10 protein-coding genes are annotated in these 13,267 nt (G+C 43.5%); 1 reads left to right on the top strand and 9 read right to left on the bottom strand.

The window, feature by feature from the left end; genetic code table 11:
• Positions 1–70 precede the first annotated feature (70 nt).
• From glmM to NT010_05715, 9 genes are all read right to left on the bottom strand, one after another.
• The gene (gene glmM, locus NT010_05755) at positions 71–1,420 is read right to left on the bottom strand and encodes a phosphoglucosamine mutase (protein MCX5805561.1); all 1,350 of its coding nucleotides are present in this window, start codon (positions 1,418–1,420) and stop codon (positions 71–73) included.
• A 33-nt stretch (positions 1,421–1,453) separates the two neighbouring features.
• On the bottom strand, positions 1,454–2,707 hold the full coding sequence (locus NT010_05750; GenBank protein ID MCX5805560.1) for a UDP-N-acetylglucosamine pyrophosphorylase: 1,254 nt from the start codon (positions 2,705–2,707) through the stop codon (positions 1,454–1,456).
• A 313-nt stretch (positions 2,708–3,020) separates the two neighbouring features.
• Entirely contained in the window at positions 3,021–3,857 is an 837-nt protein-coding gene (locus tag NT010_05745; protein ID MCX5805559.1) for an FAD/NAD(P)-binding protein, read from the bottom strand.
• 5 nt (positions 3,858–3,862) lie between these two features.
• The gene (locus NT010_05740) at positions 3,863–4,906 is read right to left on the bottom strand and encodes a 4Fe-4S dicluster domain-containing protein (protein MCX5805558.1); all 1,044 of its coding nucleotides are present in this window, start codon (positions 4,904–4,906) and stop codon (positions 3,863–3,865) included.
• Positions 4,906–5,859: a 4Fe-4S dicluster domain-containing protein gene (locus NT010_05735; GenBank protein ID MCX5805557.1), complete on the bottom strand. Its 954-nt coding sequence runs from the start codon at positions 5,857–5,859 to the stop codon at positions 4,906–4,908. The genes NT010_05740 and NT010_05735 overlap by 1 nt, the downstream gene beginning before the upstream one ends.
• On the bottom strand, positions 5,856–6,287 hold the full coding sequence (locus tag NT010_05730) for a hydrogenase iron-sulfur subunit (GenBank protein ID MCX5805556.1): 432 nt from the start codon (positions 6,285–6,287) through the stop codon (positions 5,856–5,858). The genes NT010_05735 and NT010_05730 overlap by 4 nt, the downstream gene beginning before the upstream one ends.
• Positions 6,275–8,236, bottom strand: a complete 1,962-nt coding sequence (locus NT010_05725; protein ID MCX5805555.1) for a CoB--CoM heterodisulfide reductase iron-sulfur subunit A family protein — start codon at positions 8,234–8,236, stop codon at positions 6,275–6,277. Before NT010_05725 ends, NT010_05730 begins: the two co-directional genes overlap by 13 nt.
• Positions 8,237–9,226: a CoB--CoM heterodisulfide reductase iron-sulfur subunit B family protein gene (locus NT010_05720; GenBank protein MCX5805554.1), complete on the bottom strand. Its 990-nt coding sequence runs from the start codon at positions 9,224–9,226 to the stop codon at positions 8,237–8,239.
• Positions 9,219–9,785 (bottom strand): 4Fe-4S dicluster domain-containing protein, encoded by a 567-nt coding sequence (locus tag NT010_05715; protein MCX5805553.1) that lies wholly within the window; start codon positions 9,783–9,785, stop codon positions 9,219–9,221. The genes NT010_05720 and NT010_05715 overlap by 8 nt, the downstream gene beginning before the upstream one ends.
• Before the next feature lie 257 nt (positions 9,786–10,042).
• Here NT010_05715 and carB point away from each other — a divergent pair, with 257 nt between their 5' ends.
• Complete coding sequence (gene carB, locus NT010_05710) at positions 10,043–13,252, top strand: carbamoyl-phosphate synthase large subunit (protein ID MCX5805552.1); 3,210 nt, start codon at positions 10,043–10,045, stop codon at positions 13,250–13,252.
• Positions 13,253–13,267: the final 15 nt, after the last annotated feature.

Below are 13,267 nucleotides of genomic sequence, written 5' to 3'. Positions count from 1 at the left end.
TTTCTGCGGCTGTCTTGCTCATCAGTTCAAAATCATTGGTTACAAAAACTATAATAGACATATTTCCCTTTTACCCTATCTCAGCTTTTACAACACCGGAAATCTGCTCACAACATTTTTCAGTTATCTCATTGCTGGGACCTTCAACCATAACACGGCATAAGTTCTGTGTGCCTGAATAACGTACCAGCACACGGCCGCTTTCACCGAGTTCTTTCTCTACCTGCTCTATTATTTCCACCACCTTCGGCACAGAAGAGATTTCAGGCTTGTTTTTTACAGGTACATTAATAACCTTTTGAGGGAATACATCCATTAATTTGGCAAGCTCGGACAGGGGTTTCCCTGTTTTTACCATTGCGCTGATTAACTGCATTGCAGTCACTATGCCGTCACCGGTAGTGTGGTGATCGAGAAAAATCATGTGACCCGATTCTTCACCGCCAATGATGCTCCCTAAACGTTGCATGTCTTCAAGGACATAGCGGTCGCCCACTTTGGATGCATGGTGTTTAAAGCCGTTTTTTTTACAAGCTATGGTAAGACCGAGGTTGCTCATAATAGTGCTGACAAGCAGGTTGTTTTTCAGTTTGCCCTCATCTTTTAATATCTTGGCACAGATAACGAGAATCTGGTCGCCGGTGATTTCGTTGCCCTTTTCATCAACAGCGATAAGGCGGTCTCCGTCACCGTCAAAGGCCAGCCCTATGGCTGCACCTGTTTCAATGACACGCTTTTTTAGATCACGGGTATATTGAGAACCACAATTATCATTAATATTAAGGCCATTTGGAGCACGGTGGATTACTTCAATGTCGGCGCCCAGTTCAAAGAATGCATCCGGGGCAACTTTGTAAGTGGCCCCATTTGCAGAATCTATGACTATCTTCATATCTTCCATAGACAATTCACGCGGAAAAGTATTTTTCAGAAATACAATATATCTCCCGTGCACATCTTCCAGACGGTATGCACGGCCCATTTCCGCTGCAGGGGGAACCATTTCCGGAAGCTTGCCTTCGAACATCAGCGTCTCTATCGTTTCCTCCTCTTCGTCGGATAATTTAAAGCCGTTCCCCGAAAATATTTTTATCCCATTATCCTGATAAGGGTTATGAGAGGCAGAAATAACGATACCGGCGTCAGCACGCATGCTCTGAGTAATAAAGGCAATTCCCGGCGTAGGCAAAACGCCTACCAGATAGGGTATACCGCCCATGGAGGTAATGCCTGCCTCAAGGGAACTTTCCAGCATATAGCCTGAAATTCTCGTGTCTTTACCGATAATCAACCTTGGTTTATGATGTGATTTTCTCAAAAGATGTGTAACTGCCTGTCCTACTGAAAATGCAATGGCAGAATTCATCGGATAACGGTTAGCCTCGCCCCTTATCCCATCTGTCCCGAATAATTTACCCATTTACTGCCTCCTTGATGAAATAAATCTAAAAAATTACTTTTTGAAAAGGTTTAACAACGGCATGAAGCTGTCTACTTCGCTGCAAAGACTTTCAATGATTGCTTCAAGCCATTTTACACCTGCCTTTGATATATCGATAGGTAAACCTTTTATAAAGTCAATATATTTCTGATCGCTGCCTTTTTTGTGTGCATTGACTGTGGTAAGAAAAATATCGCGCAATTCCCCGTTCAGGTCATTTGCAGGGGGATTGGTAAAAATATTCCGGATTTTGTCGGCGGCATCATAAAATTCCTTTTTACCGGCTTCAGATTGTCTTTTATCCGGGTACTTTTCAGTTAAAACCTTTGCTTTGTCTGCCATATCCCGAAGACGTTTAATACGTTCTTTCTTTGCCGATGAAAGTTTGTCCATTGCTCCTGCATAAACAAGGTCGCCGAATTCCTGCTTTTCAAAAAAAGGTTGACGAATATAGGTATACCATTGTTCAAGGGCAACCAGATTTGCCAGGTAAAGGATGTTGTTGCCAACAACACGGGAGATGGAAAGATAGTTCCCCGGGGTGTTATTAATGGTTGCGCCAGACAAAGATTTACCAAAGATCAGCTTGTTCTCCTCAATAACATCCTTGCGTAATATCGTCCCTGCGGCAACAATATTTCCGTAGCTCACAAGGAGCGGACCCACCATACCGCCCTGCCCTCCAAGGAAAATAGGGGGCTGATTGAGCATTACACCTCTTGGAACATCACCGATAAGTGAAGCCGTTGTTTTGTCTCCGTCAGGAGTGAAATTAAAATGTATGTACGAACTGCCGACTTCACTGTGATTTTTACGACTTGTGCCGCCAGCCATCAGACAGTCGCAAAAATTTATCAAACTCCCCAGAGTTACAAAAGGGAAAAGAATGGTCTGTTTCAATCCTACGCAATGGGCTCCTCCTGCTTCTTCTTCCAGAATACATCCTTCACGTACATGAGCGCCAAGACCCATATTGGCCTTTTCAAGAAAAACAGCTTTATTGAAATATCCGGCTTTTAGTTCTACATCCGGACCTATCTGGCAGTCATCAATTGTTACCGGGCCTTCGTATCCTATCTTTGCCCCTGCCGAAATTACTGTGTTTTTGCCATAAATCCGGCAGCCCGGATAGATTGTCACTCCGTTGCCTGAAATAAGTTCAGGGTCAACATCCTTACCAATATCCAGAGTTAAAGGATTAGGAATATCAACACCTTTTTCTACTAATCTGACAATCTTATCGTATGACCTGACCTTGAGTTCCACAGATTCCTCCTTATAGCATATCTTTTGGCAGGAAAACGAGATAAATCATAATAATGTTAATGGTTTGCCGTAAACATGAGCTTTCGAAAATTAACATTTTATATAATTCAAGTCAACAAAGTAAATAATGTTATTTAATTTAGATAAGTTAGTACTTTTGAATAATCCAGGCATCACAAAGGCACGCAGGATGCCCGGCCTTGTAAGTGGGGTAATTCAAATTCAATGATTCATCTTCACAATGTTCAGCTGCGGCCAATGGACAGGAGGGAATGATTGAAGGTGAATTGTTGTTATAGAAAAGAAATTGCTATTAAATTTCTGCGCCGGATTCTTTTAACTGGACAAGGGAAAATACGGGGCCGTCCTTGCATATGTATTTCGAACCGATGTTGCACCGCCCGCATATGCCGATGCCGCATTTCATCCTTGCTTCCAGCGTGGTAATTACATGATCATCCTTAAAATTCAATTTGGCAAGATTTTGAAGGACAAACTTTATCATAATGGGGGGTCCGCATGTAATTGCCACAGTATTGTCAGGAGATGGGGCAACTTCATTTAAAACAGTAGGGACAAATCCTATCCTCTTATGCCAGCCGGGATATTCATTATCTACAGTCAGGATTAAATTCACATCCGAACGGGTTTCCCATTCCTTTAATTCATACTTATAGCAGAGATCAATAGGGGTTCTTGCTCCATAGATAATAGTTATATCGTCATAATCGCCCCTGTTGTCCAGCATAAAAAGTATCAGTGTCCGAAGGGGCGCAAGGCCGATTCCTCCACCGATGAAGAGTATCTTCTTCCCTTTTATATCCCCATAAGGGAAACTGTTGCCAAGAGGCGCTCTTATGCCAATCTGATCGCCTTCACGCAGTTCATGGATCGCAGAAGTTACTTCCCCTGCCTTCATAACGCTGAACTGTAGATAATCCATTCTGGTAGGTGGAGAATTGATAACAAATGTTGACTCACCAACACCAAAAACATAGATCTGTCCAACCTGGCCGGGTTCAAAGGAAAAGCTTTTCATCTTATCAGGATCATTAAAAATTACCTGATATGTTTTTATATTGGGCGTCTCATCAATAATTTTGATAATAGTAGCCAGTTCAGGAAGGTAAGGATTAAAGCTTTGTTCCATGTCTTTCACTCCGGACTTCTAAGTTGGGAAACAATTTCACTAATATCTACAGAAACGGGGCAATACCTGATGCATCTTCCGCAACCGGAACAGGCAATTACTCCATTATATTTTTCAGGATAAAAAAGGAATTTATGTCCTACCCTGTTTCTATATCTTAAGAATCTTGTTGCTCTCGGGTTATGGCCACTTGCTTCCAGAGTAAAATGATAAAACATGCAGGCATCCCAACTACGGATCCTCTCCCCCTTTTCCAGGGTCTGTTCGTCGGTAAAATTAAAACAGTAACATGTGGGACAGAGAAATGTACAGGCGCCGCAGCTTACACACTTGCTTACTGCTTGCTGCCAGAATTCATCAAGGTCAAAACGTTTTCTCGATATTTCGGTATGGCTCACTGACGGAAAGGGTTTTTTTACTGCATCATGTGCCTGTTGTTGTTTCTTACGGGCTTCCTCTATAAATTGGCTTCCGTCTTCCATCTCCGGCATTCCAAGGATAGCCTTGCCTTTTTCGCTGACAGGCTCAAGGAGAAACCCTTTCTCAAGGACGGTCATAAGTACATCAGATCCTTCCATGTTGGCAGGTCCGCCCCCTAAAGCAGTGCAGAAACATCCTGCAGAGGGTGCCGGGCAACTAAGTGTAATTATTGTGGTCTTGTCGCGGCGTCCCTGATAGTATGTATCAGGACCGTTCGATTCTATAAAGACCCTGTCATAAACAGTGAAACCCATTGCATCACAGGGGCGGCATCCAAAGATCACTGACTTCGGGTAATCCATATGTGTTTCTATCTCAACGGACACCTTTTTCGGGTCATCAGTTTCTTTTTTATATTCATATGAAAACAAAACATCGCTCTGCGGATAAATTACCGACTTTGGCGGACTGTTGGCGGGTCTGTCCAGACAGAGGGCGTTTCCGGTGATGAAAGGCCTGAATATGACAACATCGCCCTCAAGGACAGGTGTATATAAAAGGGCATCTTTACTGATTGCCCCTAAAAAGTTTTCAATTTTTTCTTTTGGAAGAAAACCTGTTTCTGCCATTAAATTTTATGCTCCTTTATCTTTAACTCATCAACATTAAACATAAACATAGGAGGTTTTTCATCAAGGCTGACTCCCGGTTCATAACCGTAGAGTTCCTTCATATCCTGGTTGATCTTCCTTTTCAGTTTGTTTACCGGTATGCCCATAGGGCAGGCACGTTCACATTCGCCGCACTCAACACACCTACCTGCCAGATGAAGAGCATGGATCATGTGAAACATAAATTTCTCAGTGAACATCATTTTTTGTGTAATCCAGTGAGGATCGCGGCTTTCTGCAATGCAGTTATCACTGCAAATACACATGGGGCATGCATTCCGGCATGCATAGCAACGGATGCAGTGGTCGAATTCCTTCTCCCAGTATTGCATGCGTTCTTCAAGTGTTTTACCCTCAAACTCCTTTATATCATTATAAACGCTGTCAGGAGCTTTCTCCGACTTTATGGGATCTCCTATTAAATGGTCATATACAAGAGGTGTAGGATATTGACATGTCCTGCATTTATCAGGCGAGAAATCAGTTATAGCTAATGTCTTTTGGCCTTTTTCCGTTTTAATGGTTATGTTTCCGTTATTATCAAAGGAAACCTCTTCAATATATTCCCGATTTGTTTCTCTCAGTATCTTATTCACGCTTATCACGCCTGTACAAGGAATGCCTATAACAATCAGGTTTTCCCGTACTATCAATCCTTCCTGAATAAACTGGACTATGGTGCGGCTGTCGCAGCCTTTAACAATAACACCGGTCTTTTTCTTTTTAAGAATCGGGAGGTGCGTTGTCAGATTGTGCACACATAAAGGATTCCAGATCAGCTTATCAATCTGGTCTGCTGAAGTAATGTAATGCGGCGTGGCATGTATTGCATCAAAACCCTGCTGATATCCGATTACCAGATCAACATCATTTAACACCTTTGCAACAACTTCTTTGAGTTTATCTATCAAGGGTTTACCTCATTTTTAATATGGAGGGGTCCCAACTCATGAATTCTGTTAGTAAATTCCGTTACCGTTTGCTGCCATCTTGCCCCTTCTGAAGCAGAAACCCAGGCATAGTAAAATCTCCTTTCATCAATACCCAGGAAAGGGAGAAGCCTTTTCAGCATTTCGAGTCTTCTTCTCGCATAAAAATTCCCATCAGAATAATGGCAGTCCCTTGGATGGCAACCAGAAACAAGCACTCCGTCCGCCCCGTTGAGGAGGGCCTTTACTACAAAAAGCGGGTCAACCCTGCCGGAGCAAGGCACTCTGATAATCCGGAGGTCGGTTGGCTGTTTGAAACGGCTTACACCGGCAGTGTCAGCTCCACCGTAAGAACACCAGTTACATAGAAAACCGACAACTCTGAGTTCTTTAGGGGCTACTTCTGGCATATGGCATTAACCTCCGCTAAGAGCTGATTATCGGTAAAATGCTGTAATTGTATGGCGCCACAGGGACAGGTTGAAGTACAAACACCGCAACCGGCACAGACAGTCTCAATAACTTCGGCTACAACCTTTCCATCCCGAAGTTCCTTGTCTTTGATAGCACCAAAGGGACATGTTTTCACACATTTAAGACATCCGACACAAGTATTTATATTGACCCTTGCAACAGCAGGATCGGATTCGAGCATATCCTTTGAAAATAGCGCCTGAACCTTACTGGCAGCAGCACTTCCCTGACCTACGGAAGCCGGTATGTCTTTAGGCCCCTGGCAGGCACCTGCAAGGAATACACCTGAAGTATTTGTCTCAACAGGTCTTAATTTAGGATGACTTTCCACATAAAACCCGAAGGTATCATAAGAGATATGTAGCTTTTCTGCCATATGCGCCGCATCCGGTGTTGAAATCACCGCAGTACCGAGGACAACAAGATCGGCTTCAACTTCAACCTGAGTTCCGAGAAGCGTATCAGCGCCGATTACGACCATCTTGTTTCCTTTAGGATAAATTCTTGATACGCGTCCCCGTACATATTTTGCCCCGTATTCTTCCTGCGCCCTTCTTGTAAACTCATCATAGCCTTTTCCATTGGAGCGGATGTCCATATAGAACACATATGATTGAGAGTCAGGGATATGGTCCTTTGTAAGGATAGCCTGCTTGGCAATATACATACAGCAGAAGTTTGAGCAATAAGGTATTCCGATGGATTTGTCGCGTGAACCTGCACAGGAGACAAATACTATTGTCTTCGGCTCAACATGATCGGAAGGTCTTATAATGTGACCTGACGTGGGACCCGATGCGTTTAGCAGTCTCTCATATTGAATCCCCGATATCACATCAGGGTAACGGCCTCCGCCATACTCCGGAAGTTTATCCATATCTATAAGACTGTAACCGGTAGCAACAATAATCGCACCTATGTCCTCTGTGATGATCTCATCCTGCATTTCATAATCAATTGCCTTTGTAGGACATATCTTGGCACATACACCGCATTTCCCTTTTACGAACTGGCGGCAGAATTTCGGGTCTATCTTTGCTTTTTTTGGAATGGCCTGGGGAAAGGGAATGTTGATTGCCCGTGTCGGAGCAACACCATAATTGAATGCGTCGTATGCATTTTTGGAAGGACATTTTTCCATACAGGCGCCGCAGCCAGTGCATTTTGTCCAGTCAACGTACGTGGCTTTCTTTCTGATTTTAATCTGATAGTTTCCAACATATCCCTTGATTTCTTCGATCTCGGAAAAGGCATGGAGGGTTATTTTATCGTGCTGGGCCACATCCACCATTTTCGGACCCAGTATGCAAATAGAGCAATCTATTGTTGGAAATGTCTTGTCAAGGCGTGCCATCATGCCGCCTACGCTTGGGCTCTTTTCCACAAGCAGAACTTCCAGACCACCGTCGGCACAATCAAGGGCTGCCTGCATACCGGCAACTCCGCCGCCGATAACCAGCACCCTCTTATTTACCTTAAAAGATGTTGAATAGAGCGGTTTATTCTGCATAACCTTTGCCACTGCCATTCTGACTGCTTCTGTAGCTTTTGTGGTATTAAGGTCTTTATTTTCGCCGATCCATGAAATGTGCTCCCTGATGTTTGCCATCTCAAAGAAGTAGCGGTTAAGCCCGGCCTTTTCTACGGTACGTCTGAAGGTCAGTTCATGCATTCTTGGAGAACAGGCCGCAACAACAACCCTGTCAAGGCCTTCTCTTACTATCGCCTCTTTTATTTCATTCTGGCCCGGCTCAGAGCAGGTATACATATAAGTTGTTGCATAGGCAACGCCTGGAATTTTTCGTGTTTCTTCCGCCACTTTGGCAACATCAACTGTGCCGGCAATATTATTTCCACAGTGGCAAATAAATACGCCAACCCGCATTTATTCAATCTCCTCTAATTTAGTTTCTTCTTTGCTTTCCGTTGCTTTCGATTTCTGACCTTTCGCTTTTGCCTGCTGTTCCTGCAACTCCTTTGCCTCACGAGCCTGCTGAACAGTGATACGTGTACGTACAAAACGATCTGCACTTACAATCACCTTATCCATGGCAAGATCATTTGGAGAGTAACCATAGGCAAGACCCATAATCTGAGAAAAATAGAGAACAGGCATATCAAAAGAAGAACCCATTACTTTATTTACCTGTTCCTGGCGTAAATCAAGGTTCTGCTGGCACAGAGGGCATGCGACGGCAATACAGTTTGCGCCTGCATCGATAGCCATAGAAAGCACTTTATATGTAAGGCGGTTCACCATGTCTCTTTTTGGAACTCCAAATGCCGCACCGCAGCATTCAACTTTAAATGCAAAATCACATACTTCAACCCCGGCAGCTGCAAGGATTTTATCCATTGACACAGGGTTTTCCGGGTCATCAAATTGGGCAATCTCCGGAGGTCTGTTAAGAATACATCCGTAATATGGCGCAACCTTCAGATCAGGAAGCGTGTGGGTAACCTTTGCTGTTACTGCATCAAGCCCGACATCTTCATAAATTACCTGCAGGGCAGATTTAGCGAAGACTCCGCACTCATACGGTTCATCAAGAAGCTCGTTGACTTCTTGTTTAAAGGAATCGCTTTTCGTCATTCCGTGCTGTGCCTTTTTAAAGGCTGTCATACAGGAGGGACAAGGCGTAATAAGGGTCTTAAGACCGGTCTTTTCAACAATTGCGAGGTTTCTGGCAGCAAGGGCAGCAGCAAAAACATGGTCTACCGTATGCGCCGGTGTTGAGCCACAGCAACTCCAGTCATCAGGCTCTCGAAAATCTACCCCGAGGGCTTTTAGTACAACCTTCAGGGATGTATCATATTCGCTTGCCGTGCCTTCAAGTGAGCAGCCGGCATAGTAGCCGTATGTTGTTTCAATCATGCTTCTTTGCCTTTTCCTGGAATCTGTTGAAAATTTGAGCTACCTTATCAGCACCCTTAATCCACTTAGGTAAAAAGTGTATCTTTTCATGCTCCATAACCTTTGGTCCAAGCTCCGCATCAGCAAATAAATGACCTGATTTAAGATTATACGAGAGGAGAATTCCCACTTCATAAATCCTGCCGAATTGCTTCATGGAATTAAGGAATGTGTCGTAAAATAGCTTTACATCCTTCTCGGACACCCTGTTCTCACGACGTGCAATAATCCGGAGAATATCCATAATTCCGGCAACATCTATTTCGCAAGGACACCTTGTCGTACAGGTTTCACAAGTGGCGCAGAGCCATATGGCTTTTGAATTAAGGATCGTGTCTTTCTGTCCTGTCTGGAGAAGCCTCATGATCTGGCTCACAGGGTAATCAAAATACTGTGTATAAGGACATCCTGCGGTACAGTTGCCGCATTGATAACAAAGCGAGGGGTTTTCTCCGCTTTCTTTGAAAACCTGTTTAATAAAATCTAAGTCGACATCATTGCTGAAGTTAATTGTATTCATAATCTCTTATTATAACTAAGACGCTTAATGGTTTTCAAAAATAGCATATTATTAATAAATTTTCAACAAACTGAGTAATTATTATTGGAATATGCTGTAAAAGTGCTCAAATTCATTGCTACGGTGTAACTTAGGGTTAGAACATCTTGAATTTAGAGAAGAACTAATCGATATTGTTGTGATTCTAAACTTCTTGACTCCTTATAATAGCTCTGGTAGGATGCTTAACAAATTCCAAATCGAAAGGAATGCAAAATATGAAACCATCAAAAATAGAAGGTATAAACAAGGTTTTGATTATAGGTTCCGGCCCTATTATCATCGGTCAGGCTTGTGAATTTGATTATTCAGGCACGCAGGCATGTAAAGCACTGAGAGCTGCCGGGTATAAAATTGTCCTTGTTAATTCAAATCCTGCAACCATTATGACAGACCCTGGAATGGCTGATGCGACATACATTGAACCACTCACAGTCGATGTCCTCGAAAAAATTATAGAAAAAGAAAAACCTCAAGGATTGTTGCCTAACCTTGGGGGACAGACAGGATTGAATCTCGCTGCGGAACTTTCAAGAAAGGGTATTCTCCAGAAACATGGCGTGCAGATTATAGGTGTCCAGGTAGACGCGATTGAGAGAGGGGAAGACCGGGATGAATTCAAAAAGACAATGAGCAAACTCGATATCCCCATGCCTGAGTCCGCCCTCGCCTATTCTATTGAAGATGCACTTGAAATTGCCGACAGGCTCGGTTATCCAGTTGTCATAAGGCCGGCATATACCATGGGTGGTACGGGCGGTGGTATTGCATATAATAAGGAAGAGCTAAAGACTATTGCAAGCAGGGGTATTTCAGCGAGCCTTATCGGTCAGGTACTCATAGAAGAGGCAGTTATAGGTTGGGAGGAACTGGAGCTTGAAGTAGTAAGGGATGCTGAAAATAACATGATTACCGTTTGCTTTATTGAAAATATCGACCCCATGGGCGTTCATACGGGAGATTCCTTCTGCTCTGCTCCCATGTTGACCATATCAGAGGATGTGCAGCAAAAACTGCAGGAATATTCGTACCGGATTGTTGAAGCCATACAGGTAATCGGTGGGACAAATATCCAGTTTGCCCATAACCCGGATGACGGGCGGATCGTGGTCATTGAGATCAACCCCAGGACTTCACGTTCATCCGCCCTCGCCTCCAAAGCCACCGGTTTCCCTATTGCCTTTGTTTCTGCCAAACTTGCAGGGGGATATATGTTAAAGGATATCCCCTATTATAGAAGCGGGACTCTTGATAAATATGTGCCTTCAGGGGAGTATGTTGTTATAAAATTTGCCCGCTGGGCCTTTGAAAAGTTCAGAGAGGCAGAAGACAAGTTGGGTACACAAATGAAAGCAGTGGGCGAAGCAATGAGTATCGGCAAGAATTATAAAGAAGCATTTCAGAAAGCAATCCGCTCTCTTGAGATTAAACGTTATGGTCTGGGTTTCGCAAGCAATTTTAATGACCTTCCCCTTGACGACCTGATGAGACTGCTCAATGAACCATCATCGGAAAGACAATTTGTTATGTATGAAGCATTACGGAAAGGCGCAACAATAGATGAGTTATTTGAAAAGACAAAGATAAAACACTGGTTTATAGGGCAGATGAAGGAGTTGGTCGAGCTTGAAGAGGAAATTCTGCAATATAAAGGAAAGACGCTTCCCGACATACTTCTTGTGAAAGCCAAGGAAGACGGCTTCTCAGATAAATATCTTGCTAAAATCCTTGTTTTGAAAGAAGAAGATATCAGGAATAGAAGGATTTCCCTGGGTAAAGTTGAAGCATGGTGTGCGGTTCCGGTAAGCGGCGCCGACGCTGCATACTATTACTCAACATATAATGCCCCTAATGAAGTTGCAATAAGCGACAGGCCTAAGGTAATGATTCTTGGAGGCGGTCCGAACAGAATCGGCCAGGGTATAGAGTTCGATTATACCTGTGTCCACGCTGCATTTACACTACGCGATGAAGGGTATGAATCAATCATGGTGAATTGTAACCCTGAAACAGTTTCTACCGACTACGATACCTCTGATAAACTTTACTTCGAACCCCTTACTGTAGAAGATGTATTAAGCATTTACAATAAGGAAAAACCTATCGGTGTGATAGTCCAGTTCGGAGGGCAGACTCCGCTCAATATTGCAAAGGAACTTGAAGAGGCAGGCGTAAAGATATTGGGCACATCACCTGAAAGCATAGATCTTGCAGAAGACAGGAAACGTTTTAAGCAAGTAATGCATAAGCTTGATATACCACAGCCTGAGAGCGGAACTGCAATAACACTTGAGGAAGCACTTAAAGTGGCAGGTAAAATCGGTTATCCTCTCATGGTTAGACCATCATACGTGCTTGGCGGGCGCGGGATGGAAATTGTCTATGACGATGCAACACTTACCTCCTATGTGAATGCAGCCGTAGACATATCCCCAGGCAGACCTATCCTGATAGATAAATTTCTTGAGAATGCAATTGAAGTGGAGGCAGATGCAATAGCAGACGGCGAAGATGCTTTTGTTCCTTCAATTATGGAGCATATAGAACTTGCCGGCATCCACTCCGGTGACAGCGCCTGTGCAATTCCGCCCAGGACTTTATCTGAAAAACATATCCGTACGATAAATGAATATACGAAAATGATCGCCATCGAGTTGAACGTTGTAGGGCTCATGAACATCCAGTACGCAATTGCCGATGATATAGTCTATATCCTTGAAGCAAACCCCAGAGCAAGCAGGACTGTGCCTCTTGTGTCAAAGGTAACGGGAGTTCAGATGGCACGCATTGCCACACAGTTTATGCTTGGTAAAAAACTGAAAGATATAGGACTGAAGCACAAAAAATATCCCCATGTTGGGGTAAAAGAGGCTGTATTTCCTTTCAATATGTTCCCTGAAGTTGATCCGACCTTGGGGCCTGAAATGAGATCCACCGGAGAAGTTCTTGGTATGGCTGACTCATTCGGTCTTGCTTTTTTCAAATCTCAGGCTGCTGCAGGTCAAAAATTGCCTGAAACAGGCACTGTACTTATCACAATATCGCCAAAGGACAGAAACGATGTCCTCGGTGTGGCAAAATATCTGAAAGAAGCAGGCTTCAACATCCTTGCTACGGAGGGAACACAGAAATTCTTTGCAACTAATGGAATAGCATCAACACTGATAAAGAAAGTTCACGAAGGAAGACCCAATATTCTTGATGCGCTGCACAACAAGGAGATTCAGCTTATTATCAATACGCCGATCGGGAAGAACAGTATGTATGATGATTCTTACATAAGAAAGACAGCTATAAAATACAAAATACCATATATTACAACAACTGCAGCAGCCAAAGCAGTGGCAGAAGGTATCAGGGCATATATAGAGAATAAGGAAGGAGTGGGAATAAAGTCACTCCAGGCTTACCACATGGATATAGAATGACATTACGTCTCCTTG

The sequence above is a fragment of the Pseudomonadota bacterium genome, from assembly GCA_026388275.1.
GTDB lineage: Bacteria > Desulfobacterota > Syntrophorhabdia > Syntrophorhabdales > Syntrophorhabdaceae > JAPLKB01.
Note: the sequence above shows the minus strand (reverse complement) of the source record. Positions and strands in the feature narration are given on the sequence as shown.

Excerpts from the sequence above, each read along its gene's own strand:
- glmM (MCX5805561.1), bottom strand. The coding sequence starts at position 1,420 with ATGGGTAAATTATTCGGGACAGATGGGATAAGGGGCGAGGCTAACCGT.
- NT010_05745 (MCX5805559.1), bottom strand. The coding sequence starts at position 3,857 with ATGGAACAAAGCTTTAATCCTTACCTTCCTGAACTGGCTACTATTATC.
- NT010_05740 (MCX5805558.1), bottom strand. The coding sequence starts at position 4,906 with ATGGCAGAAACAGGTTTTCTTCCAAAAGAAAAAATTGAAAACTTTTTA.
- NT010_05730 (MCX5805556.1), bottom strand. The coding sequence starts at position 6,287 with ATGCCAGAAGTAGCCCCTAAAGAACTCAGAGTTGTCGGTTTTCTATGT.
- NT010_05725 (MCX5805555.1), bottom strand. The coding sequence starts at position 8,236 with ATGCGGGTTGGCGTATTTATTTGCCACTGTGGAAATAATATTGCCGGC.
- NT010_05720 (MCX5805554.1), bottom strand. The coding sequence starts at position 9,226 with ATGATTGAAACAACATACGGCTACTATGCCGGCTGCTCACTTGAAGGC.
- NT010_05715 (MCX5805553.1), bottom strand. The coding sequence starts at position 9,785 with ATGAATACAATTAACTTCAGCAATGATGTCGACTTAGATTTTATTAAA.
- carB (MCX5805552.1), top strand. The coding sequence starts at position 10,043 with ATGAAACCATCAAAAATAGAAGGTATAAACAAGGTTTTGATTATAGGT.